The sequence below is a fragment of the Streptomyces sp. NPDC051976 genome, assembly GCF_040680795.1.
GTDB lineage: Bacteria > Actinomycetota > Actinomycetes > Streptomycetales > Streptomycetaceae > Actinacidiphila.
Genome location: NZ_JBFAXL010000012.1, coordinates 94,657 through 117,420, shown reverse-complemented (window position 1 = coordinate 117,420; position 22,764 = coordinate 94,657). Strand labels below are relative to the sequence as shown.

General features: G+C 71.2%; 20 protein-coding genes. 14 read left to right on the top strand and 6 right to left on the bottom strand.

What is annotated here, in order from left to right; all coding sequences use genetic code 11:
- Positions 1-70: 70 nt before the first annotated feature.
- Positions 71-709, top strand: coding sequence for a TetR/AcrR family transcriptional regulator (locus tag AB0M29_RS15615; RefSeq protein WP_365382801.1), 639 nt, complete (start codon positions 71-73; stop codon positions 707-709).
- A gap of 102 nt (positions 710-811) precedes the next feature.
- Here AB0M29_RS15615 and AB0M29_RS15610 read toward each other — a convergent pair whose 3' ends face one another.
- On the bottom strand, positions 812-3,667 hold the full coding sequence (locus AB0M29_RS15610) for a TIGR03767 family metallophosphoesterase (RefSeq protein ID WP_365382800.1): 2,856 nt from the start codon (positions 3,665-3,667) through the stop codon (positions 812-814).
- A gap of 273 nt (positions 3,668-3,940) precedes the next feature.
- Between AB0M29_RS15610 and AB0M29_RS15605 the strand changes: the two genes are divergently transcribed.
- Genes AB0M29_RS15605 through AB0M29_RS15595 form a run of 3 tightly spaced genes read left to right on the top strand, consistent with a single transcriptional unit; the run spans position 3,941 to position 9,076 of the window.
- On the top strand, positions 3,941-4,930 hold the full coding sequence (locus AB0M29_RS15605; RefSeq protein WP_365382799.1) for an ABC transporter ATP-binding protein: 990 nt from the start codon (positions 3,941-3,943) through the stop codon (positions 4,928-4,930).
- A complete protein-coding gene (locus AB0M29_RS15600) occupies positions 4,927-6,321 on the top strand; it encodes an ABC transporter permease (RefSeq protein ID WP_365382798.1) in 1,395 nt (464 codons plus the stop codon). The genes AB0M29_RS15605 and AB0M29_RS15600 overlap by 4 nt, the downstream gene beginning before the upstream one ends.
- Before the next feature lie 4 nt (positions 6,322-6,325).
- Positions 6,326-9,076 (top strand): bifunctional YncE family protein/alkaline phosphatase family protein, encoded by a 2,751-nt coding sequence (locus AB0M29_RS15595; RefSeq protein WP_365382797.1) that lies wholly within the window; start codon positions 6,326-6,328, stop codon positions 9,074-9,076.
- Between the two features lie 81 nt (positions 9,077-9,157).
- On the opposite strand, the gene AB0M29_RS15590 is transcribed toward AB0M29_RS15595, so the two are convergent.
- Both AB0M29_RS15590 and AB0M29_RS15585 read right to left on the bottom strand, forming a co-directional pair.
- Entirely contained in the window at positions 9,158-9,547 is a 390-nt protein-coding gene (locus AB0M29_RS15590; RefSeq protein WP_365382796.1) for a nitroreductase family deazaflavin-dependent oxidoreductase, read from the bottom strand.
- 79 nt (positions 9,548-9,626) lie between these two features.
- Complete coding sequence (locus AB0M29_RS15585; protein ID WP_365382795.1) at positions 9,627-10,658, bottom strand: damage-control phosphatase ARMT1 family protein; 1,032 nt, start codon at positions 10,656-10,658, stop codon at positions 9,627-9,629.
- Between the two features lie 842 nt (positions 10,659-11,500).
- Here AB0M29_RS15585 and AB0M29_RS15580 point away from each other — a divergent pair.
- The 5 genes from AB0M29_RS15580 (at position 11,501) to AB0M29_RS15560 (ending at position 15,098) form a co-directional block, all read left to right on the top strand.
- Entirely contained in the window at positions 11,501-11,854 is a 354-nt protein-coding gene (locus AB0M29_RS15580; protein ID WP_365382794.1) for a hypothetical protein, read from the top strand.
- Complete coding sequence (locus AB0M29_RS15575; RefSeq protein WP_365382793.1) at positions 11,854-13,344, top strand: C2 family cysteine protease; 1,491 nt, start codon at positions 11,854-11,856, stop codon at positions 13,342-13,344. The genes AB0M29_RS15580 and AB0M29_RS15575 overlap by 1 nt, the downstream gene beginning before the upstream one ends.
- A complete protein-coding gene (locus tag AB0M29_RS15570) occupies positions 13,341-13,703 on the top strand; it encodes a hypothetical protein (RefSeq protein WP_365382792.1) in 363 nt (120 codons plus the stop codon). The genes AB0M29_RS15575 and AB0M29_RS15570 overlap by 4 nt, the downstream gene beginning before the upstream one ends.
- Positions 13,696-14,565 carry a hypothetical protein gene (locus AB0M29_RS15565; protein ID WP_365382791.1) on the top strand — a complete coding sequence of 290 codons (870 nt, stop codon included), beginning with the start codon at positions 13,696-13,698 and terminating at the stop codon, positions 14,563-14,565. Before AB0M29_RS15570 ends, AB0M29_RS15565 begins: the two co-directional genes overlap by 8 nt.
- An 89-nt stretch (positions 14,566-14,654) precedes the next feature.
- Entirely contained in the window at positions 14,655-15,098 is a 444-nt protein-coding gene (locus AB0M29_RS15560) for a hypothetical protein (RefSeq protein WP_365382790.1), read from the top strand.
- Positions 15,099-15,209: 111 nt separating this feature from the next.
- On the opposite strand, the gene AB0M29_RS15555 is transcribed toward AB0M29_RS15560, so the two are convergent.
- Together AB0M29_RS15555 and AB0M29_RS15550 are read right to left on the bottom strand one after the other, a co-directional pair.
- A complete protein-coding gene (locus AB0M29_RS15555; protein ID WP_365382789.1) occupies positions 15,210-15,428 on the bottom strand; it encodes a hypothetical protein in 219 nt (72 codons plus the stop codon).
- A 144-nt stretch (positions 15,429-15,572) separates the two neighbouring features.
- A complete protein-coding gene (locus tag AB0M29_RS15550) occupies positions 15,573-15,899 on the bottom strand; it encodes a rhodanese-like domain-containing protein (protein WP_365382788.1) in 327 nt (108 codons plus the stop codon).
- A 39-nt stretch (positions 15,900-15,938) separates the two neighbouring features.
- Here AB0M29_RS15550 and AB0M29_RS15545 point away from each other — a divergent pair, with 39 nt between their 5' ends.
- The 5 genes from AB0M29_RS15545 to AB0M29_RS15525 all read left to right on the top strand — a co-directional run bounded on the left by AB0M29_RS15545 (position 15,939) and on the right by AB0M29_RS15525 (position 21,494).
- The gene (locus AB0M29_RS15545) at positions 15,939-16,568 is read left to right on the top strand and encodes a helix-turn-helix domain-containing protein (protein ID WP_365382787.1); all 630 of its coding nucleotides are present in this window, start codon (positions 15,939-15,941) and stop codon (positions 16,566-16,568) included.
- A 142-nt stretch (positions 16,569-16,710) separates the two neighbouring features.
- Positions 16,711-17,433 (top strand): sensor domain-containing protein, encoded by a 723-nt coding sequence (locus tag AB0M29_RS15540; protein ID WP_365382786.1) that lies wholly within the window; start codon positions 16,711-16,713, stop codon positions 17,431-17,433.
- Between the two features lie 156 nt (positions 17,434-17,589).
- A complete protein-coding gene (locus tag AB0M29_RS15535) occupies positions 17,590-18,999 on the top strand; it encodes a serine/threonine-protein kinase (protein ID WP_365382785.1) in 1,410 nt (469 codons plus the stop codon).
- A gap of 70 nt (positions 19,000-19,069) precedes the next feature.
- On the top strand, positions 19,070-19,579 hold the full coding sequence (locus tag AB0M29_RS15530; protein WP_365382784.1) for a universal stress protein: 510 nt from the start codon (positions 19,070-19,072) through the stop codon (positions 19,577-19,579).
- A 109-nt stretch (positions 19,580-19,688) separates the two neighbouring features.
- Positions 19,689-21,494, top strand: a complete 1,806-nt coding sequence (locus tag AB0M29_RS15525) for a prolyl oligopeptidase family serine peptidase (RefSeq protein ID WP_365382783.1) — start codon at positions 19,689-19,691, stop codon at positions 21,492-21,494.
- A 195-nt stretch (positions 21,495-21,689) separates the two neighbouring features.
- Here AB0M29_RS15525 and AB0M29_RS15520 read toward each other — a convergent pair whose 3' ends face one another.
- Positions 21,690-22,691, bottom strand: a complete 1,002-nt coding sequence (locus AB0M29_RS15520) for an SURF1 family protein (RefSeq protein WP_365382782.1) — start codon at positions 22,689-22,691, stop codon at positions 21,690-21,692.
- Between the last annotated feature and the right edge of the window lie 73 nt (positions 22,692-22,764).

Genomic DNA, 22,764 nt, shown 5'->3' with positions numbered 1-22,764 from the left:
CTCACATTTGGCGGAAATCGGCAGGGTGACCGCTTGACGATTAAGTCAATCGGATGATTGACTTAACACCGTGGCAGATGCGAAGAGGACGGACCTACGCCGGGAGGCCGGCCAGCGCACGCGGGAGGGCCTGCAGACGGCCACCCTGGAGTTGATCGCGCAACGCGGCCAGGAGGGCGTGACGCTCCGCGAGATCACCGATCGCGCCGGAGCCAACGTCTCCGCGGTGAGCTATCACTTCGGCTCGCTGAAGGCGTTGTGCGACGCGGCGATAGAGCACGCGTTGGAACGGTATCTCGACGCGCAGATCCTTGCGCTCGGCTCCCTCGCCCCCACTGCCACGCTCCCGGAGGTGGCGGCGGCCTTCGCCCGGCCCATGGTGCGCGCGCTCGCGGCCGGTGGACAGGACCTGGCCGTGATGCGGACCGTGGCGCGCGTCGGCATAGACCCGCCCCAGGGGTGGGACCGGCTGGACGGCAAGTTCGACCAGAGCCGCCGGGAGGTCCTCCGGGTGCTCACGCCGAACCTTCCCGGAGTCGACGAGCAGGACCTGATCTTCCGTACGCGCTGCGCGGCCGGCTTGCTGAACTGGCTCGCACTGGCTCCGATCGGCACCGAGCTGGCCGCCATGTCCGCCGAACAGATCGAGCGCCAACTGATCCCCGTGGTGGCCGGGGCATTCCGGGGAGACACCGCCATCGGCGGCTGACGCCTTGGCCGGAAACGGCTGACCCGGCCCGGCCGTCGCACGCGAGGCCGGGCCCGTACGTTGTATTCCGCTGCCGCCCCGGCCTCGGCCCCGGCCCTCCCCTCAGAGAGCGAAGGAATTGCCCGCGCGGGCCGTGAAGCCCGCGTCCGTCCAGGGGGTCCAGCCGGTGGGCGGCGTCGTGTTCGGGGTTGTCTGGTGGGTGGTGAACAGGGCGCCCGAGAGGTCCGTGGCGAAGAGTTCGATGTGGCCGGTGCCGCTGCGGGCGGCGGTGATGTGGCGCATGCGGCCGGGGAGGCGGGTCCAGGAGGTCCAGGTGCCGGAGGCCGGGGCGGATTCGTAGCGGGACCAGACCATGCCGTCGGAGTTGGTGCCGAACAGGGCGAGGCGGCCGTCGAGTTGGGAGGTGAGGGTGAGGGTGTCGAGGACGCCGTCGAGGCGGGTGGCGGGGGAGAACTCGGCGTCCGTCTGGGAGTTGGGGGAGTAGGCGGTGCGGGTGGAGAGATAGCCGTCCTGGTCGAGGCAGATGAGGACGATACGGCCCTGGGCGTTCTGGGCGGCGGCGAGTTGGGAGCCGCGCAGGCCCGGGAAGACCCGCCAGGGGACCCAGCCGCCGGGGCTGCCCGGGTTCTCCCAGCGGCTGCGGATCTCGCCGTTGGCGGTGGTGGCGAAGAGCATGAGCCCGGCCGCGGCGGAGTTGACGGTGACGACGGAGGTGAAGCCGCTGTCGAGAGCGGCGGCGGGACCGTACGCACCGCTGCCGGAGGCGGTCTGGGTGCGGACGGAGACGGCCGCGTCGCCGATGGCGAGGAGTTTGACGAGCCCGCCGGTGCTGGTGCCCGCGCCGACGGACTGCCAGGTGGTCGTCCCGGTGTCCAGCCGGGTCCAGGCGGCGAGCGGGCCGCCGGCCGTGCGCTGGTGGGTGGCGTAGAGCGCGCCGGACTGCGTGGTGGCGGTGAGTTCGAGGCGGCCGTCGGCGTTGCGGGTGGCGGCGATCGGGGAGCCGAGCTGGACGGGGGCGGGGAGCGGGAAGGGCGCGGGCAGCACGAGTTGGACGTTGCGGTCGAGTGGGGTGCCCATGCGGTTGGTGATGCCGTGGTGGACTTCCTGCGGGTCGTTGGTGGCCAGCTCCCGTGCCAGTGAGGCGAGTTGGGACGGGGAGCTGAGGTCGCCGCCGTAGCCGAGGGGCGCGGCCGGGTCGACCATGGTGGCGAAGATCGAGACGGCGCCGGGCAGCGGGGTGTCGCCGAACTCCCCGCCCAGGTAGCCGTCCGCGCTCGCGGTGATCTCCACGATCCGGCTCTGGATGGGCCAGTCGATGTGCGAGGCGGTGGAGATCTCCCAGAAGCCGCCGTAGACGGGGCTGTTGGCCGGGGTGGCGTGCGGGGTGATCTTGTTGGCGTGGGTGTGGCCGTTGACGAGGGCGATGACGTTGGGGAAGCGCAGCAGCAGTGCCTTGAGGTCGTCGCCGGTGTGCCGGTCGCCGAAGATGCCGCCGAGGATGCCGTCGTCCAGGTTGTCCATGGTGAGCAGGGTGTGGTGGCAGAAGAGGACGTACATCTTGTCCTGGACGCCGCCGCGGGTGACCAGACGCCCGGAGCCGTCCACGTACCGCGAGCTGTTCTGCAGGAGTTGCTGCTCCAGCCACTGGAACTGGTCGTCGTCGATCGACCCGGACGCGCCGCCGGAGCCGAATCCGTCGGTGTTGGTGTTGGTGGAGTCGAGGGTGAGGTAGCGGACGAGGTCCTGCGGGCCGCTGGGGATCGCGTAGTACGCCTTGTCGATGCCGATGCCCTGGAAGCCGTGGCCGACGGGGAGGCCCGCGGTGTTGAAGTGGTCCTGGATGAACGCCTTACGGGTCAGCAGCCGCCGGTTGGGGTCGGCGGCGACCGGGGTGCCCTTGGTCTCCAGGGCCGCGAGCAGCTTGCCGAAGCTGCCGAGGTCGCCGTAGTTGTCGGGGAGATGGTGGCCGGTGGCGTACGTCTTGGACGAGCCGGTCGCCATGCCGCGGACGTCGACGAAGTTGTTGTCGATGGGCTCGTTGCCCTGCCACATGCCGTCGTGGTTGCCGTAGGCGGCGTACCAGGGCATGCCCAGGCCGTGCGAGACATACGGCCGCCGAGCCGCGCCGACGACACCGGTCGGGTCCAACAGCCCGGGCACGTACGGGAATCCGAGGCCGGAGACTCCGGTGAACTCGTTCGTGGGCTGCGCCTGCGGCGGCTGCGACGGGTAGTAGTAGCGGTCGTCGGGGCCGGCCGCCGAGCCGGGAGTGGTCAGGGCGCCGCTGGAGAAGCTCTGGTCGAGGCCGATACGGCCGGAGTCCGGGACGATGGACTGGCCGCCGTCGAGCAGGTCGATGTACCAACGGTTCTCGTTGTGCTGGCAGTTGTCGACGGCGTCGCCCGTCACGATCGTGAACTGCAGCGGTATCCCGGTCCGCGGGCCCTTCCCGATCGCGCTGAGCGCCTGGCACATGGCGTCGACGACCTGCGTCGACAGGTACTCGTGCGGGCGGTAGGCCGAGTCGGTCGGATAGCTGGCGTTGTGCGGCGGTCCGGCGTCGGCGTACCGGTCCATGAACTCCAGCCGGGCGGGCGACTGGTCGTCCACGATGTGCAGGTCGGTCATCTGGGCGAAGGCCGCGATCGGCAGCGTCACATGGCCCTGGTACGACCACAGGTCGTTGCGTACGGTGTGCGGTTCGCCAGGCCCGGCGACGAGCCGCTGGTAGCCGGCGGCCGGGTCGTAGCTCGCCCGCTGGACGGTCTGGTCCCAGGTGGTGGGGGCGCCGACCGTGGCCGCACGTACGGTCCTGGGCCGGGCCGCCGGGCCGAAGGTGCCCCGGGGTCCGGCGGGAGGGGCGGCTGAGGCCGAACCGGACGCTCCGCCCAGCTCGATGGCCGCCGCGGCCACCCCCGCGCCGGTCGCCGCCAGCAGTCTTCTCCGCGAGATACCCACGTCGTGTCTCTTCTCTCTCTCATGGATCCGGAAGAGGTTCGCGCCGTACCGCACGTGCCGGATCCGGCAAGTGGGTGAGTGGCTGAGCCACTGAACCACCACGTGGAGACGCCGTCAACAAGTGCGTACGGATCCGCCCCGCGGGACGCGAACGCGGGGCATCCATGCAGCGGACACCCCGTCGTCTTTCGTTCCACGAGCGTTCAACTCCCTGGCCCCGCCGGGGCTATGTGCTGTCCCTAGGTTCAGCTGCGGGTTCAGAAAGAAGGGGCTATGGACACACTCCTCGCGGTCCGGGCTCGTGGGATCACCAAGTGTTTCGGTGATGTCGTCGCCCTCGACGGCATCGATCTGGACGTCGCGCAAGGGCAGATCCACGGCCTTGTCGGACCGAACGGCGCGGGCAAGACGACACTGCTCGGCCTGCTGCTCGGCCTGGCGGTCGCCGACAGCGGCCAGCTGGAGATCCTCGGGACACCGGTCGGCCGCGCGCTCGCCGCTCCCGACGGGGTCTCCGGCTTCGTCGACGGCCCCGGCCTCTACCCCACGCTCACCGCCCGGCAGAATCTCGCCGCGCTGGCCGACCTGCACGGCAGGGACGCGCGCACGGCGGACATCGACGACGTACTCGCCCAGGTGGGGCTGACCGACGTCGCCGACGACCGGGTACGCGGCTTCTCCCTCGGCATGCGGCAGCGGCTCGGCCTCGCCGCCGCCCTGCTCACCAAGCCCCGGCTGCTGGTCCTCGACGAACCGTCCAACGGCCTCGACCCGGCCGGGAAGCGGCACGTCCACGGCGTCCTCAACCGGCTCGCCGCCGACGGCACCGCCGTCGTCCTCTCCAGCCACCGGATGGACGACCTGGAGGCGCTCTGCTCCGAGGTCACCATCCTCGCCACCGGCCGGGTCGTCTTCTCCGGGCCGCTGAACAAGCTGGCCGCCGAGAACAGCGCACTCGACTACCGGCTGCTCACCTCCGACCCGGGGGCCGCCCGCGAACTGGCCGCCGGCACCGCCGGAATCCACGTCGTCGAGGACGCCGGATCCTGGCGCGGCGCCGAAGTGCTGGTCGTCCGCGCGCTGGTACCCGCCCTCGACGCGCTGCTGGCGCGGATCGTACGGGCGGACATCGCCGTAAGGGAGTTCGCGCCCGTGATGTCGCCGCTCGAAGCGGCGTTCCTCGCCCTCACCGAATCGGACCCTCAAGCGCAACCGCAACCGCAAGCGCAATCCCCATCGCAATCGCAGGAGGCCGCCCGATGAGCGCGAGCGAGGCGCTGACCGCCACGTCGGCCGGAACCGAAGACAACGTTGCCGCAGTCGCGCCCCGCCGGGTCTCCATCACCCGCGGCTACCGCTTCGAGCTGGTCAAACTCGTCTCGCAGTGGCGGATCCGGCTCCTCGTCCTCGCCTGCTGGATCGCGCCCGGCCTCTTCGTCGCCGCCGTCGGCCAGCAGAGCACCCTGCCGTCCGACACCCTCTTCGGCCGCTGGATGCACGCCACCGGGTGGGCGGGGCCGCTGGTGATCCTCGGCTTCTCGGGCACCTGGGCGCTGCCGCTGCTGACCTCGGTGGTCGCCGGTGACGTCTTCGCCGCGGAGGACCGGCTCGGCACCTGGCGGCACCTGCTGGTGGCGGTCAGGTCGCCGCGGCGGATCTTCGTGGCGAAGGCGCTGGCGAGCCTGACCATCATCGCGCTGCTCGTCATCGGCCTCGCGGCCTCCAGCAGCGTCGGCGGGCTGCTGTCGGAGGGCAACCACCCGCTGGTCGGCCTCGACGACCACCTGCTGACCCCGTCGCACGCCGCCACGGACGTCTTCCTGGCCTGGGCCTGCGTGCTCGCGCCGACCCTGGCGCTCGCCGCGATCGGCCTGCTCGGCTCCGTCGCCCTCGGCAAGTCCCCGATGGGGCTGCTGCTGCCCGTACTTGTCGCGCTGGCGATGCAACTCGCCCAGATGCTGCCGCTGCCCGTCGCCGTACGCCTGTCGCTGCCCGGCTACGCCTTCATCGCGTGGAACGGCCTGTTCGCCAGCCCGGCGCAGCTCGATCCGCTGCTGATCGGCATCGCGGTGAGCCTGGTGTGGGCCGTGACGGCGACCGCGCTGGCGTATCTGCTCTTCCTGCGCCGCGACTTCACCAACTCCACGCACGACGGCTCCGGCCGCCGGGCGATCGCCGCCGGGCTGCTGCCGCTGGCCGCGCTGCTCGGCGTCACGGTCGCGGTCGTCGGCGTGGCGACCCCGGCCTCGTCCACAGGGTCCGGGATCACCCGGCCGAAGGTGGAGGCGTCGCTCGCCACCGCCTTCGCGCACCTGTACCGGATGCAGACCGAAGAACTCAACCGCCCCGCGGTCACCGAGGCACAGCTGCTGACCACAGCGACGTGCAACAAGGGTGACAACGACGTGCCCGACGAGGGCTCGGGCAACGACTGGCGCTGCGTCGTCGCGTGGCACATCCCCGGAGTCCAGGTCACGGGCTCCGCCATCTACCAGCTCGACGTGACCTCGGACGGGCGGTATGTCGCCGACGGGGACGGACCGAAGGAAGTGAACGGCTACTTCGTGGTGCACACCCACCAGGGCGACGCACCGAACCCGTTGTGGCAGTTCGACGGCAACGTCGATCTGCTCCACTCCACCCCGAAGGGATAGCTCCATGCAGGTAACACGGCAGCGTCGTACCACCGAGAAGGCCCAGATCACTCTTCTCGGCAGACGTGTCGGCCGCCGGACCACCCTGGTCACGGCGTGCATCGCCGTCGCCCTCGGCGTCACTGGCACCGCGGTCGCCTCGACGCAGCAGTTCGGGACCCAGCAGGTCGGCCAGGTCACCGACAAGGGCCAGGTCGTCTCCGACGACCAGTACATCAACCCGTACGGCAGCCGTACGGTCATCAACGACGGCAAGATCATGTCGTCCACGGTCAGCCCCGACGGCAGCACGCTCGCGGCCGCGGTGGCCGACGGTGACGCGGCGCTGGTGCTGATGGACCTCAAGACCGGTGCGGTCAAGCAGAAGATCGGCACCAACGCCGCCGACACCCTGAGGATCAAGAGCGGCGCCGTCGGCCAGGAAGGCCCGACGTACTCGCCCGACGGCACGCAGCTGTGGCTCGGCCAGGCCGACGGCTACACCAAGTTCACCGTGAACGCGGACGGCACGCTGGCCAACCCGACGGCTGTCGCGATCCCGGCCGACGGCTCCAAGCAGGCGCTGGTCGGCGCCGCGGTGTTCTCCGCCGACGGCTCCACCGTGTACTCCGCGGTCAACGGCCAGAACAAGGTCGTCGCCATCGACGCGGCCACCGGAACCATCAAGCAGACCTGGGCCGTCGGCATCGCGCCGCGCGGTCTCGCGCTCGTCGGCGGCAAGCTGTACGTGAGCAACGAGGGCGGCCGCCAGGCGAAGGCCGGCGAGACCACCATCAACTCGTACGGCACCGACGTACCGGCCAACCCCAACACCGGCGCCTCCACCACCGGCACGGTCAGCGTCATCGACGTGACGGACGCGTCCGCGCCCGTCGGCAGCATCGACGTCGGCCTGCACCCGACCGCCGTCTACGCCAAGAACGGCACGGTGTTCGTCACCAACACCGCCGACAACAAGGTCTCGGTGATCAGCACCAAGCGCGACAAGGTCGTGCAGACCATCGCCACCCAGCCGTGGCCCGAGGCGTCGGTCGGATACGAGCCCAACGCCGTCACCCTCACCGACGACGGCCACCTGCTGGTGACGCTCGGCCGCGCCAACGCGGTCGCCGTCTACCGCTACGCGGGCGCGCAGGAGCCCGCCGCGTACGTGGGCCTGCTGCCCACCGACTACTTCCCGTCCGAGATCACCACCGTGGGCAAGACCGTGGTCGTCTCCAACACCCGTGGTGTGGACGCCCGTCGGCCCACCACCGCCGCCGGGCACGGCACCCACGACACGACGTCGAGCCTGACGCAGTTCACGCTGCCCAGCGACCGCGTTATCCGCTCGTACACCGGCAAGGTGTTCCAGCAGAACGGCTGGACCCGCCACGACGTCGCCGAGGCGCACGGCCGCAAGGCCCGCCCCGTGGCCGTGCCGTCCCGGATCGGCGACCCGTCGACGATCAAGCACGTCTTCCTGCTGGTCAAGGAGAACCGCACCTACGACCAGGTCTTCGGTGACCTGCCGCAGGGCAACGGCGACCCGTCGGTCACGCAGTTCGGCGAGAACGTGACGCCCAACCAGCACGCGCTGGCGCAGCAGTTCGGCCTCTACGACAACTTCTACGACGTCGGCACGAACTCCGCCGAGGGCCACAACTGGCTGATGCAGTCGGACAACCCGGAGTACACCGAGTCCTCGGCCGGCGAGTACACGCGCAGCTACGACACCGAGAACGACACCCTCGGCCACCAGAAGACCGGCTTCATCTGGTCCGGCGCGCAGGCGGCGGGCAAGTCCGTGAAGGACTACGGCGAGTTCCAGTCGCTGGAGACCAAGCCCGCGGGCGCCAACTGGCAGAACCTGTACTGCGACTCCAAGACGATGGCCTCGACCGGGGCGCCGTCCCAGTACCCGATCCAGACCGGTTCGGCGATTCCGTCGCTCAACAAGGTGTCGGTGCCCGGCTTCCCGCTGTTCGACACCAGCGTGCCGGACGTCTACAAGGAGCAGGTCTGGCAGCAGGACTTCGAGAAGAACGGTCCCGCGAATCTGAACATGTTCTGGTACTCCAACGACCACACCGGTGGCCCGGCCAACTCGGCCGCCCAGGTCGCGGACAACGACCTCGCGGTCGGCCGCACGGTCGACGCGATCACGCACAGCAAGTACTGGAAGGACTCGGCGATCTTCATCGTCGAGGACGACTCACAGGCCGGCCTCGACCACGTCGACGGCCACCGTGCGCCGATCCAGGTCATCAGCCCGTACGCCCAGCACGGCACGGTCGACAGCCACTACTACTCGCAGATCACGATGATGCGCACCATCGAGCAGATCCTCGGGATCCAGCCGATGAACCAGAAGGACAGCGCGGCGACGCCGATGTACGGGGCGTTCACCAACAAGCCGGACTTCGCCCCGTTCAACGCGGTGCAGAACAAGACCTCGCTGACCCTGGGTGTGTCGCCCGCGCCGGCCTGCGGTGTCGACACCCCGGCGTCCCAGGACCCGAAGGCGGCGCCCGCGCCGACCTCGGCCACCGTCCCGGCGGCGGAGAAGAACGTCGCGGCCCAGTGGAACGCCTGGAAGTCGCACCAGCGGCTCACCGGCGACAAGGCCGTGCCGGACTTCGCCAACCCGGAGCAGATGAACCGCTTCACCTGGTACGACAGCCACAACTGGAGCACGCCGTACCCGGGCGACAAGAAGATCCTCGCGCCGAACGACGTGCCCGGCGCGTACATTCCGTCGGCGGACCAGGACTGATCGCCTGACCGATTGACCGCTCTTTGAGGGGGCCGCTGTCCGGTGTGATGCCGGGCAGCGGCCCCTTCGCGTCTGTAGGGGTCAGCCGTCCTTACGGGTCAGCGCGACGACCGGGACGACGCGGCCCGACCGCTCCTGGAAACTGGCGAAGTACGGTGCCCGGGCCACCTGTTGGGCCCAGATCCGCTCCCGCTCGGCTCCCTCGGTCACCTCCGCCGTGACCTCGAACGACTCGCCCCCGACCTCGACCGTCGCCGACGGATCGGCCAGCAGGTTGTGATACCAGCCCGGGTGCGGCTCCCGCCCGCCGTTCGCGGCGAACACCACCAACCGCGCCCCGTCCTTCACATACGTCAACGGCATCGTCCGCCGCTCCCCGCTACGTGCCCCCGTGGTCGTGAGCAGCAGCAGAGAAACTCCGGCGAAGTCCCCGCCCACCATCCCTCCGGTGGCCCGGAACTCGTCAATCACGGCCTGATTGCGCCGCAGTCGCTCCGACACTGGTTCCACCCCTCCCTGTGAGTTGCTCCGAACCTACCCCGCCCCACCGTCACGGCCGGAACTGCACCACCGCGTGCGTGCCGCTGGTCCGCCAGTCCGCCCCGCTCGCGTCGAGCGCCGCCACGGCCGACGGCTCCAGGCCCACCGCCACATCGCACTTGAGGGTGCGCAGGGCGAGCAGGGGGCCGGGGAAGTGGGCGGTGAGGTCGGCGAAGGGCGTGGTGGCCGGCCAGTGCCGGTCACCCACCAGGCGGCGGTAGTTGAGGTCGCCCTTGACGATCGTGACGGTCGCCGTGCCGAGTTCGACACGCAGGTCGTCCGGCATCTCCGCGTACGGCAGCGGGGCGCACCCGAAGGGGTGGGCGCGGACTGTCAGTTGACCGGTGGCCAGCGCGTCCCACAGCCGGGCGCCGATACGGGCCGCCCGGCCGGGGGCTTCGCCGATACGGCGCAGGCAGTCGACGACGTCCGCGGTCGTCGCGTCCGACACGAAGTACGGGTACGGCTTGACGTGCAGCACGGCCGTCGCGGCGCGGCCGGTGGTCAGGAGGTGGTCGAGCAGGACCAGGTCCGGGATCAGCTCGCGTCCCGCGTTGTCCGCCAGGAGGTGGACGGCCGCGGGCTTCGCGCCCTTCTCCAGGTGCCGCCAGAAGGCGTCGCTCTCGTCGACGAGCAGCCGCGCCTCGCCCGGCTCTCCGGCGCCCCCTGACGCCTCCGTTGACACCTCCGTGGAGATCCGGAACCCCAGATCGGCCCTGTTCCCCCACAGCGCCCCGTCGAGCAGCGCCCGGTCCCGCGCGTGGGGCGCCATCTCGCCCACCTCGTCGAGCGCCGCCAGCTCCTCCGCCACGACCTCCCCGCGCAACTCCGCCCGCTTGAAAGGCCCGAACGGATCGATCCCCCGCCAGGCCCCTTCCCCGAAGTACCCCACCGCCTCCAGCAGCCGCCGATAGAAGAAGCTCTCCGCCCAAAGAAACGGCACCGCGAACCACGACCCCCCGACGTACTCCTCCCACCCGTCCAGCGGCCGAATGACCCCCTCCACCACCTCCTCCCGCAGCCCCTCCAGCGCCCGCCTCACCTCCGGCGGATACGGAAACGCCCCCTCCACCCGCCCAATCAACGCCGGATGCCGCTCCCCCAACACACTCCGCGCAAACGACCCCACCTCTTCCCCCGTGACAACAGCCGCGCCACCCACGCCCCACCCACCCACATCACCCATCCCAAAACCCTACCTTCCACCCATTTCCCCCCACGAAACCAACATCCCCCCACCCAGGCGACCTCCACACAACCACCCCGCCACGCGGACGCCCCCGCAACCCACCGCGCCGCAGTCGGCGCCTTCCGATAGCCACCGGCGCCCCGCAGCGCCCTGCAAGCCCGCCGCGCGGGCGACCCCGCAACCCACCGTGCCGCAGTCGGCGCCCCACACCCCGTTCCCGCAAGCCCGCCGCAGGCGACCACCACACAACGCACCACCACGCGGAGCCAGGCGGTCCCTCCCGCGACCCCAGACGCCCTCCCGACGCCCGCCCCCGCGCGCCGACAAACCCGCCGCAGGCGCCCCCGCCGCGCGGGCGGTCCCGCGCCCCGCCGCGCCGCGGTCGGCGCGCCCCCACCGTCCCCGCAAGCCCGCCGCAGGCGTCCCCTGCCGCGCGGGCGCCCCCACGACCCGCCGCGCCGCGGTCGGCGCCCGCCGCCGTTCCCGCAAGCCCGCCGCAGGCGACCTTCACGTGACCCGCACCCGTCTCCGCTGCCCCAGAGCGCGGGCCTGGCTATAGTTTTGGCTCGGATACGGAACGGCAAGTTCTTGGCAATGGTTGCCGGTGGCCTGAGCGGTCGGCGGCGATCCGGCGCGCGGAGCGCGCTGACGCAATACGGGGGCAAGGCGTGGGAGCTGCGGATGATGCCGCGGAGATGGACCAGAAGGCAGCGAAGCTGCGGGCGTGTGCCACGGAGGCGCGGGCGGTAGCCCGGAGTCTGGGGCCGTACCTGGACGACGCGGTGAGCAAGGCGGCGCCGCGGGCGGCGGACATGTCCGTGGGGTTCGGCGACGCGCCGGGCGGCGGCAGTGACGCGATATGGCTCGGGCCGTTCGCCGACCAGTGCACGAACACGCTGCAGCAGCGCCGCGGCACGCTGGGCAGGATGGCGACGGCGCTGATGGCCGACGCGAACCGCTGGGAGAACGAGGCGAGCCGGCTGGAGAGCGACTCCAAGGCGGCGAAGGCCAAGGACAAGGCGGCCAAGACGGCGGCGGGTGGCCACTGATGGGCTTCAAGGGATTCGACCCGGTCAAGCTCAAGGGTCTCGCCGACGAACTCGACGGCCTCGCGCAGCACTCGGGCGGCCTGCACTCGCGCCTGGCGACCGTACTGACCACGGCGCAGCAGAACCTGCCGCCCGGGCAGAGCGCGTCCCGCGACCCGGACCTGCAGAACCTCGTCGGCGACGTGGTCCCGATCCCGTTCTTCGGCCGGATGCGGCTCCCCGGCTCGCTGGCGGGCGAACTCGGCGACATGCAGTCGTCGATGAAGCGCCGCATCACGCAGTTGGAGTCGCTGCAGAAGTTCGCCGATCTGGGCTACCCCGTCGACCAGAGCGTGGTGTTCCTGGACGAGAAGGCCCCGGACGGCAAGAAGGTCGACGACGCGCTGAAGGACCTCAAGGCCCTCAACGGCGAGGACTTCGGCACGAACGGCAACCGCGACGACCTGGAGAAGGTCAACGCGGAGCTGAGCGGCCTGACGTCGGCGGAACTGGACGCGCTGTTCACCAAGGCCGACCCCGCCGATCTGTCGCGCTACAACGCCCTGCTCAACAACACGGACGACTCGTGGCTGAACCCGTTCGACTCGAACGGCATCCCGGAGAACGATCGCCGCGCGGTCCTCGGCAACCTGCTGTCGAAGATCGGCGCGGACAACATGTCCAAGTTCACCAACGCCTTCCCGGGCGTCCAGCCGATCTTCACCAACTCCGAGGCGTACAAGAACGGCGGCAACAGCCAGAACGGCCAGAACAACTCCGGTATCCACTGGCAGGTGCCGACCGACCCGCTGTTCAACGGCGACGTGTCGGCGGACGACATCAACCAGCGCCAGTTCGGCGACTGCTGGTTCGTCTCGTCGCTGGCCGCCGTCGCCCAGAAGGACCCGCAGTTCATCAAGGACGGCATCAAGCAGAATCCGAACGGCACGATCAGCGTGCGGGTCTGGGACAAGAGCGGCAACTACCAGTGGGTCACCATGACCCCGGATCTGCCGACCGACACCAACGGCAATCCGCTCAGCACGTACGGCAACGGCGACACCTGGTCCGCGTACTACGAGAAGGCGTTCGCGCTCACCTACAAGGACGAGAACGGCCAGAGCGGCTACGGCGGCATAGAAGGCGACGACCCGAAGAAGTCCGCACCCTTCCTGACCGGCCACGACGGTTCCGACCTCACCAGGAGCAGCGGTTTCCTGGGCCTGGGCACGTCGGAGGACAAGCGCTTCTCGTCCATGAAGGCGGCGTTCGACTCGGGCAAGGCCGTCACCGTCTCCACACCGGACGACGAGGGCCTCGACAAGAACCACCCGGCCGAGTGGGGCGGCACGTACCACAGCAACCACGCCTATTACGTGCGCGGTTTCACTCCCGACGGCAAGATCATCCTTGGCAACCCCTGGGGCGTGTCCAACTACCCGCCGATCACCGTCACCCAGGACCAGTTCAACAAGTACTTCCAGAGCCCTGAGGAGTACGACGTCCCGTGACGAGAGAGACGATGAACGACCACGTGCACCACGTGAAGTACCCCTTCGAAGGCGACGACGGCCGCTGGGCGGTGCGTTACCACATCCCCTACCAGGTGGAACACGAAGGACAGTCGTACGGAGTCGTGGCCAGCATCTACGCGCAGCCCGAGGTGCACGGCAACATCCTGGTGACCCGCGGGGGCGAGACGATCGCCCAGTACGACGATCTGACGCCTGGTGACGTCGTGGAGATCACCGGAGACGCGTGGCGGGTGGCCGCGGTGGACTACCGCACCCGGATCGTGCTGGAACGCGCGCCCCAGGGTGCGGCTCCGGGTGAGGACGGCACCAAGGGTGAGGGGTCGGCCGATGCGTAAGGGCGAGCAGAGGGCGGAGCGTCGGAGCGGCACGGACCGTACGGCCCGACCGGGATACGTCACCGCGCTCACGGCCGTCACAGGCGTCGTGGCCGCCCTGGCGCTGGCCGGGTGCGGTTCGTCCTCGTCCGGGTCCTCCGACAGCGACGGCGGGCAGAACAGCGGCGGCCAGAACGGCGGAGGGCAGCCCACCACCTCCGTCGCCGAGGCCCACGACAAGGGTCCGGCGTGCGTCGGCAGCGTCCCGGCCGACGGCGGCGTGCACGTGCTGCGCGGCGGCGGCTTCCAACTGCCCGGCGGCGGCGGTGTGCAGTACACGGCGGCCACCGCCGACGGCACCACCCGTACGGCGACACTGCGCGACGGGGCGGGCTACCAGGACGGCCAGACCAGCCAGAAGGTCGTGACGGGGGGCCAGTTGACGGTCTCCGGGCACAGCTACACGGTCAGCCAGATCTGCTCCTACCGCGTCGTCCTGGAGCCGAAGGACGCCAAGGCCCGTACCGCGCTGGCCGCCGCGCCCGCCAAGATGAAGGCTGTCGGCGGCGCCGCCGACAGCGGCCTGTGCTTCACCACGAACGCCGCCGTCCGCACCGCCGCCGCCAACGGCTTCCCCGCCAAGGGCGCGACCTGGTCGCTGGCCAACAACAGCGGCCGCCAGATGCTCCCCACAGGTCTGTCCGTGGCGCTCTACTCCGTGGACTCGGGCAGCGGCACGGCGGTGATCGGCGCCAACTGCGCGGCGATTCCCGTCGCTTCTTATAAGGACGCGGCTGTCGGCGACACGCTGGAGTTCGGCGGCGTCACCTTCAAGGTGGCCTCGCTCTCGCACAGCGCGGTCGTCCTCAACCGCACCAGCTGAACGCGAAGCCGTACGGGGGCCGTACAGAGGTCGAACGGAGAACCGGTGAAAGCGCGGCGATTGTCAGTGCCCGGAGTTAGTGTCCGGGCATGACGACACGACCCTCCCAGCGCTGGCGCGACGGCGTCGCAAGGGAAGCACAGGCGCTCGCGGCCGGGACCCTGGAACCGGAATACGCGTACATGACACGCCTGTTCCCGGAGTCCCTGCTTCAGGCAACGGACACGGTGCTGGATTCGTTCGAGGCGGACGTCCGTGCGCTGCCCGCTCCGCAACCCGGGGATTCCACCGACGGCGCCGGCGCCACCGATGCCACGGACAAAGCGGTATTCGCGGCGATAGAGCGCGTGGTCCTGCAACTCAACGCCGTGAACGAGGAACACGGCGGAGGCGGATACGAGACCGGTGAGCGCGAGGAGTTGTGCGAGTTCATCGACCGGACACTCGTCGACGCGGGCATTGACATATACGCGCTCGCGGGACGGAGAGGCGTCGGCGTACACGAACTGACCGATGAATGGCGTGACTGGTGACCGGCGACTGATGACCGGCAACTGATGACTGGTGACGCCCAAGGCGCCCCGCACCGAATTTCCTCCGCGGTAACTCGGTAGGGGGCGCCTTGGCGTTCTTGCCTCAGTTCGTCAGCTCACCGTGGTGTCGAGCGTGTTCCAGTCGGTCTGGATGCGGTTCGTGACGTAGGTCAGATAGGCGGGGTCGTTGAGTCCCAGCCCGGTGTTCACGAAGTCGGCCGCGAGAATGGTGGGACCACCCGCGACCAGGCTCGGCCACGCGGGGGCCAGATCGACGTTGTACGCCGCCCTGGTCGCGTCCACGATATGCCGCGCAGGAGCCAGAGTCATGGCGGTCACAAAAGTGATCCCCGCCGCCAGGCTTCGAATTGTGTTTCGCCCCTAACGCGCGGCGGGGAACACTTATGAATTACAAGTGCTGGGACAAGCGGGCCAAACAGTTGTGCCCAGTGGCGACCAGTTGTGACGGTGCCGTCACGCGGATTCGGTCGGGAGACCGGCCGCCGTCCAGTCCTCGATGCCCTCGCGGTACTTGCGGACATTGGTGTAGCCGAGGGCGGTGAGCCGGTCGGCGACCTGGCCGCTGTTGGGGCACGCCGGGTTGGAGCAGTAGGTGACGATCGCGGCGTCGAGGTCGGGCAGCAGCGTCGGCGCCAGGGTGTCGACGTCGGCGCGCACCAGCGCCACGGCGCCGGGCAGGTGCTGCTTGGCCCAGTACTCGCCGCCGAGGGCGTCGACCACGGTCACGGAGCCCGCGTCGAGCGCGTCCCGCAGTTCGGTCCGGGTGATGAGTGCGGTCATGAGTGTGCCTCCTGCAGTGATTCGGACTATAGTCCGCTTATGACTCACGACAGTACCGGACCGCAGTCCGCTTCGGCAACACCCGTCTCCTTGGAGCTGCTGCGCACGCCGCCGCCCAAGGAGCGGGCGGACGCGGCGCGCAACCGGGCCGCCGTGCTGGAGGCTGCCGCGGGGCTCTTCGCCGAGCACGGCGTGGAGGCGGTGTCGATGGACCAGGTGGCCGCGGCGGCGGGCGTCGGCAAGGGCACGCTCTTCCGCCGCTTCGGCGACAAGTCGGGGCTCGCGGTCGCGTTGCTCGACGCCCGGGAAAGGCTGCTCCAGGAGGGCGTACTGCACGGGCCGCCCCCGCTCGGCCCGGGAGCACCGGCCGACGAACGCCTCGCCGCCTTCGTCGACGCCTACGTCGACTACCTGCTGGAACACCTGGATCTCGTGCGCATGTCGGAAACGGCGACACCTGGTGCGCGATACCGCATCGGGGCCTACCGCTTCTGGCACCAGCACATGGTGATCCTGCTCGCGGGCACGCCCGACCCCCAGCACGCCGCGCACGCGCTCCTGGCCGCCCTCTCGGCCGAGCATGTGGCCGGGGTCCTCCCGGAGTTGGGCGAGGAGCGGATGCGCGCGGGTCTGCGGCGGCAGGCGCGGCTGGCGTACGCGCAAGGGTGATCACGGCACAACCGCAGTGAAGGGGTGGGGACAACCCCACCCCGGGCCCGCCTGGCTGCCGGATGCCGTCAGCGGCGCGAAATCGGGATCGTGGTGGATGTCAGCAGGACACGTCCCCGCCGCTCAGAATCCGAGGCACCAGATGACCACCCCCGGCACCCTCCCGTACGCCAGCGCCGCCTCCCTCTCCTCCCCGGCCCGGAAGTCCCCGGCCTCCCCCGACCGCCCCGGCTTCTGGCGGGCGCCCTTCTCCGGTGCGGGATTCCGCGAGATCGCCCACACCCTCACCTCGCTCCCCGTCGCCATCGCGGGGTTCACCTTCGCCGTCACCATGGTCTCGCTCGGCGCGGGCCTCGCCGTGACCGTGCTGGGCCTGCCCGTCCTGGCGGTGACGCTCGCCGCGGCCCGCGGCCTGGGAGCGGCCGAACGGGCCCGTGCACGCGGCCTGCTGGGCCTGGACGTCGCCGGGCCGGAACCCGTACGGCGCTCGCAGCACGCGGGCTGGTGGTCGTCCATGGTGACGCGCCTGGGGGACGCCGCCGGGTGGAAGGCGCTGCTCTTCCAGATCGTGATGTTCCCCTGGCGGGTCGCGGAGTTCTGCGTCTCGTTGACGCTGCTGGTCACCGGGTGGACGCTCGCGCTGTACCCGGCGTACAAGTGGGTCTTCCCCCGATACGTGGGCTGGCCCGGATACCGCCTGTACGACTACCACTCGGGCGGCGTTCACCACGCGTACTACCTCTCCTCCTCGGCCCAGATCGCCGGCGCCTCGCTCCTCGGCCTGGCGATCGTCTTCCTCACCCCGCAGGTGGTCCGCGCGATGACGAACGTCGAGCGCGCGGCGGTGCGTTCGCTGCTCGGGTAGCGGCGGGAAGCACCTGACCTGCGGCGCGGAAGCCCGTACCGCTCGGCCATACTGGGCGCCTCAACTCCTCGGGGAGTGAGGCGCCGTCCGGCTCTTGTCACCCGGACAGCTCCTCGTCGGACGGCGTACCGGGGGCGGGCGGGAGTGGGAGCGGGAGTGGAACGGATCGGCAGCTACACCATCGTGCGCAAGCTCGGCGAGGGCGGGATGGGCACGGTGTACCTGGCCCGTTCGCGCGGCGGGCGGCAGGTGGCGGTCAAGGTGGTGCGGCAGGGGCTGGCCGAGGACCCCGACTTCCGCGGGCGGTTCCGCGCCGAGGTCGCCGCGGCCCGTACCGTCGGCGGCTTCCACACGGCGCCGGTCGTGGACGCCGACCCCGACGCCGACGAGCCGTGGCTGGCCACCGCCTATGTGCCGGGGCCGACGCTCGGCCAACTCCTCACCGAGGAGGGGCCGATGGGCGAGGCGCGGCTGTGCGGCCTGGGGGCGGCGCTGGCCGAGGCGCTGATGGCGATCCACGGCTGCGGTCTGGTGCACCGCGATCTCAAACCCGGCAACATCATCATGGCCGACGACGGCCCCCGGGTACTGGACTTCGGGATCGCACGCGCCGTCGAGGACGCCCGGCTCACCGCCACCGGCACGGCCTTCGGCACCCCGGGGTTCCTCGCCCCCGAGCAGGCCGAGGGGCGCGATGTGGACGGCGCCGCCGATGTGTTCGCCCTGGGCGCGGTCCTGGTCGCCGCGGCGGGCGGCAGCGCCTTCGGCGGCGGCACCCCCGTAGCCCTGATGTATCGGTCCGTGCACCAGGAGGCGGATCTCACCGCCGTACCCGACGCGGTACGGCCGATGGTCGCCGCGTGCCTGGAGAAGGACCCGGCCCGCAGGCCGAGCACCGAGGAACTGCTGGACTGGTTCAGCGCGCGGGCCGAGAACGAGGCCGCGTCGGCGGGTGCGGAGTCCGGCGGCGCGGGTGCGGGTGGCGCGGCCGGTGCGGGGTCGGGCGCCGTTTCGAGCGGCCAGGCGCCCGCGGTGTACGCGCCGCCGCCCGGCCTCGCTCCCTCGCCGTACGCCCCCTCCTCCCCGTATCCGGCCTCGCCGTATCCGCCGCTTCCCCATGTGCGGTCCGCGCCGCTCACCCCTCCGGCGTACGGAGCGCCCTCGCCCGCCGTTCCCGCCCGGCCCGCGTACGCGCCCGCGGTCAGCGCACCGGCTCCGGCACCGCCCGGGGCGGACGCTCCCCCGGCCCCGCAGGACGCGGCGCCGTCCGACGAGCCGGAGTTCCTGGCGATGGACGGCAAGAACGCGGTCCTCGCCGACGCGGACGGCATCTCCCTGGGCAAGAACGGCAGGACCACCGAGCTGTCCTGGGACAGGGTGGTCTTCGCCGAGTGCGTACGGGAGTCCCAGCGGGGGTTGTCGGTGCTGCGCGTCGACGTGGTGCTGCCGGACGGCAGCGTGAGCACCGGCCGGGTGAGCACCCGCTATCCGGCGGAGCTGGAGGCGTGGATCTGGCACTTCAACGCGGTCCTCATCCGTTATGCACGATTTGCCGGACGTCCCTAGAGTTTGCGGTGCGGACCGGCGGGCAGCCGGTGCAGACATGGAGCTCACCGCGAACCACGAGGAGACGGCCATGACCGAGACGTCGCCAGTACCGCCGGAGCCCGCCTCCGCGACCGGCGGCCGGATCGTGGTCGGCGTCGACGGCTCGGAACCCTCGCTCAAGGCCCTGTGCTGGGCCGCTCACCAGGCCACTCTCACCGGCTGCTCGCTGGACGCGGTGATCGCCTGGGAGGTGCCGGCCGCGTACGGCTGGGCCGGACTGCCCGCCGGCATGCCCGAGGACTACGACCTGCAGTCGAGCGCGGGCGCGGTGCTGGAGCAGGCCATCGCGGCCGCCCTCACCCCCGCGCAGGCGGTGTCGGTCAGCCGGGTGGTCGTCGCGGGCAACCCCGCGCAGGCCATTCTCGACCGCGGCGAGGGCGCGGAGCTGATCGTCGTCGGAGTGCGCGGCCACGGCACCTTCCGCGCGACCCTGCTCGGCTCGGTAAGTCATACGGTCACACTTCACGCCTCGTGCCCGGTCGTGGTGGTCCGCGAATCGGCCCAGGTGCCGCTGCCCGAGCAGCCGTCGCAGGACTGAATCCCAGGTCAGCCCGTTTCTGACGGTCGCCGGGGCGCGCGGCCAGAAGTTATCCACAGGCTGTGGGACCCGCTCCCCGAATGTCGTCCCGGCAGAGCATCATGGGGGCATGAACGAGATCACCGGATCCGTGACCGGGTCCATGCCGGAGTGGGAGAAGCGCTTTCGGGCGCCGCGGGTGGGGCTGCCCGAGTGGGCGGAGGACGCACCGGACCGCAGCCTGTTCGTGTCGAACGTGACGGGGACGTACGAGCTGTACGCGTGGGACCGCGCGACCGGCGGCCGGCGGCAGGTCACCGACCGGCCGAACGGGACGACGGACGGCACGCTGAGCCGCGACGGCGCGTGGGTGTGGTGGTTCTCGGATACCGACGGGGACGAGTTCGGCGTGTGGATGCGCCAGCCCTTCGACGGCGGCGAGGACGTCCCGGCCGCCCCCGGGCTCGACCCCTCCTACCCCGCGGGTCTCGCGCTGGGCCCCGGCGGTCTGGCCGTCGTCGGCCGGTCCACCGATGACGAGGGCACCTCGGTGCACGTCATACGCCCGGGTGGCGAGGCCCCCTTCGAGATCTACCGGCACGAGGAGTCCGCGGGCGTCGGCGATCTCTCGGAGGACGGCACGCTCGTCGTCATCGAGCACACCGAGCACGGCGACGCCATGCACAGCGCCCTGCGCGTCCTGCGGATCGCGGACGGTTCGGTGGCGGCCGAGCTGGACGACACCGCGGGCGGCACACGCGAACTGGGCCTGGACTGCCTCGGGTTCGCCCCCGTCCCGGGCGACACCCGGCTGCTGGTCGGCCACCAGCGCGCCGACCGCTGGCTGCCGATGGTGTGGGACGTGGCGACCGGCGTCGAGACGCAGCTCGAGATCGACCTGCCGGGCGACGTGCACGCGGAGTGGTACCCGGACGGCGACGCCCTGCTGGTCGTCCACGACTACCACGCGCGCAGCGAGATCTTCCGGTACGACCTCGCCGCCTCCGAGCTGACCAGGCTGGACACCCCCGCGGGTTCGGTGGGCGGCGCGACCGCCCGGCCCGACGGCACGGTGGAGTATCTGTGGTCGTCGGCCGAGCGCCCGCCCGCCGTCCGGTCCACCACGGGTGCCACGGTGCTGGAGGCGCCCGGACTGCGCGCCCCGGAATCGGTACCGGTGACGGACATATGGGTCGACGGGCCGGCCGGGCGGATCCACGCCCTGGTCCAGAAGCCGGAGGGCGCGGGCTCCTTCCCGACGGTCTTCGAGATCCACGGCGGTCCCACCTGGCACGACTCCGACTCGTTCACCGCCGGGCCCGCCGCCTGGGTCGACCACGGCTTCGCGGTGGTCCGGGTCAACTACCGCGGCTCCACCGGTTACGGCCGGGAGTGGACCGACGCTCTCAAGCACCGGGTCGGCCTGATCGAGCTGGAGGACATCGCGGCGGTCCGCGAATGGGCGGTGGAGTCGGGGCTCGCCGACCCGGCCCGCCTGGTCCTGACCGGTGGTTCCTGGGGCGGCTATCTGACCCTGCTGGGCCTCGGCACCCAGCCGCAGGCGTGGACGGTCGGCATAGCGGCGGTCCCGGTCGCCGACTACGCGGCCGCGTACGCCGACGAGATGGAGGCCCTGAAGTCCCTGGACCGCACGTTCTTCGGCGGCTCCCCCGAGGAGGTCCCGGACCGCTACCGGGCCTCGTCACCGCTCACCTATGTGGAACAGGTCACCGCGCCGGTCTACATCAGCGCCGGCATGAACGACCCCCGCTGCCCCATACGCCAGATCGACAACTACGTGGACCGCCTTCGCTCCCTGGACAAGCCGCACGAGGTGTACCGCTACGACGCGGGCCACGGCTCCCTCGTCGTGGAGGAGCGGATCAAACAGGTCCGCCTGGAACTGGCCTTCGCCCTGCGACACGTGGGCGTGTAAGTCCCGGCCTCGGCGGCCGGGGCAGGCGCGGCGGGCGCGTCGAGCTCGCCGGGGTCCGGCCTCAGACGGACGCGGCGGGCGCGTCGGGCTTGGCGGTCTTCCCCGCTGGCTTAACAGGCTCGGCGGGGCTCGGCCTCAGGCAGGCGTGACGGGCTCGCCGGTCCCCGCTGGCTCAGCGGCCCGGCGGGCTCGGCCTCAGGCAGACGAGGCCGACGCGGCGGACTCGGCGCCGCTGACAGCCTCTTCGGGGGCGCCTTCCGGGGCGCCTTCGGAGGCGCCTCCCGGGGCGCCTTCGGAGGCGCCTCCCGGGGCGCCTTCGGAGGCGCCTTCCGGGGCGGCGGCGTCCGCCGGGTTGGGCGCGCCCCCGGACGACCCGGTCGCGTCCGCCGGGCCCCCGGCAGGGGCGCCTTCGTCCAGGAGGCCGAGTGCGGCGTCGGCGCGCCACTCGGCCTCGCGGCGGACCAGCCGGAACCACATGAAGACGGCGAAGCCCGCGAAGACGAACCACTGGCCGGTGTAGCCGAGGTTCTGGAAGGCCTTGAGGTCGAGGCCGCTGTTGGGTGCCGCCGCCGGGGGCACGGCCTTCAGCGGGGCGGCGGGGTCGGCGGCGGTCACCCAGCCGCTGTAGACCGGGTAGGGCAGCACATTGACCAGTGAGGCCGCGCTGATCATGCCGAGCTGGCCGGAGGGCAGGGCGCCGCTGGAGGGCACGCCGTTGGTGCCCGCCGACTCCGGGAACTGGAGGGCGCCGGTCACGGTGACCTCACCGGTCGGCGCGGCCGGTACGGTCCCGGGCCGGGCGGCGGACGCGTTGCCCGGCAGCCAGCCGCGCACCACCGGGAGCGCAGAGCCACCGTCGACACGGAGAGGAGTCAGGACGTAGTAGCCGGTACGGCCGTCGAGGGTGCGGTCGGGGACCAGGTACTGGTGGCCGGGGTCGTAGTGGCCCGTGGCGCGGACGACCCGCCCAGAGGCGTCGTCCGGGACCTGCGCCCGCGAGTCCGGCAGCAGGCTCGCCAGCGGGACGGGCGCGTCGGTCGCGGCCTGCCCCTGGGCCCGCTCGGTGGACTTGTGGTGGTCGACACGCACCTCGAACCGGCTGAGCTGCCAACTCCCCATGAAGATGCAGACCGGCACGGAGAGCAGCGCGAGCACGCTGAACGCCAGCCAGCGGGGGGTGAGCAGGAACCGGTACACGCCACAACGGTACGGGGGCCACCGCGGGACCGTACAACCGGGCTGTCCAATGCCCGGGCGTGGGCCCGGGGTG

Bases quoted from the DNA above. Each gene is read 5' to 3' on its own strand.
- AB0M29_RS15595 (WP_365382797.1), top strand. From the start codon at position 6,326: ATGCAGGTAACACGGCAGCGTCGTACCACCGAGAAGGCCCAGATCACT.
- AB0M29_RS15540 (WP_365382786.1), top strand. From the start codon at position 16,711: ATGACCACCCCCGGCACCCTCCCGTACGCCAGCGCCGCCTCCCTCTCC.
- AB0M29_RS15575 (WP_365382793.1), top strand. From the start codon at position 11,854: ATGGGCTTCAAGGGATTCGACCCGGTCAAGCTCAAGGGTCTCGCCGAC.
- AB0M29_RS15555 (WP_365382789.1), bottom strand. From the start codon at position 15,428: ATGACTCTGGCTCCTGCGCGGCATATCGTGGACGCGACCAGGGCGGCG.
- AB0M29_RS15550 (WP_365382788.1), bottom strand. From the start codon at position 15,899: ATGACCGCACTCATCACCCGGACCGAACTGCGGGACGCGCTCGACGCG.
- AB0M29_RS15545 (WP_365382787.1), top strand. From the start codon at position 15,939: ATGACTCACGACAGTACCGGACCGCAGTCCGCTTCGGCAACACCCGTC.
- AB0M29_RS15525 (WP_365382783.1), top strand. From the start codon at position 19,689: ATGAACGAGATCACCGGATCCGTGACCGGGTCCATGCCGGAGTGGGAG.
- AB0M29_RS15605 (WP_365382799.1), top strand. From the start codon at position 3,941: ATGGACACACTCCTCGCGGTCCGGGCTCGTGGGATCACCAAGTGTTTC.
- AB0M29_RS15600 (WP_365382798.1), top strand. From the start codon at position 4,927: ATGAGCGCGAGCGAGGCGCTGACCGCCACGTCGGCCGGAACCGAAGAC.
- AB0M29_RS15565 (WP_365382791.1), top strand. From the start codon at position 13,696: ATGCGTAAGGGCGAGCAGAGGGCGGAGCGTCGGAGCGGCACGGACCGT.
- AB0M29_RS15560 (WP_365382790.1), top strand. From the start codon at position 14,655: ATGACGACACGACCCTCCCAGCGCTGGCGCGACGGCGTCGCAAGGGAA.
- AB0M29_RS15580 (WP_365382794.1), top strand. From the start codon at position 11,501: ATGGACCAGAAGGCAGCGAAGCTGCGGGCGTGTGCCACGGAGGCGCGG.
- AB0M29_RS15530 (WP_365382784.1), top strand. From the start codon at position 19,070: ATGACCGAGACGTCGCCAGTACCGCCGGAGCCCGCCTCCGCGACCGGC.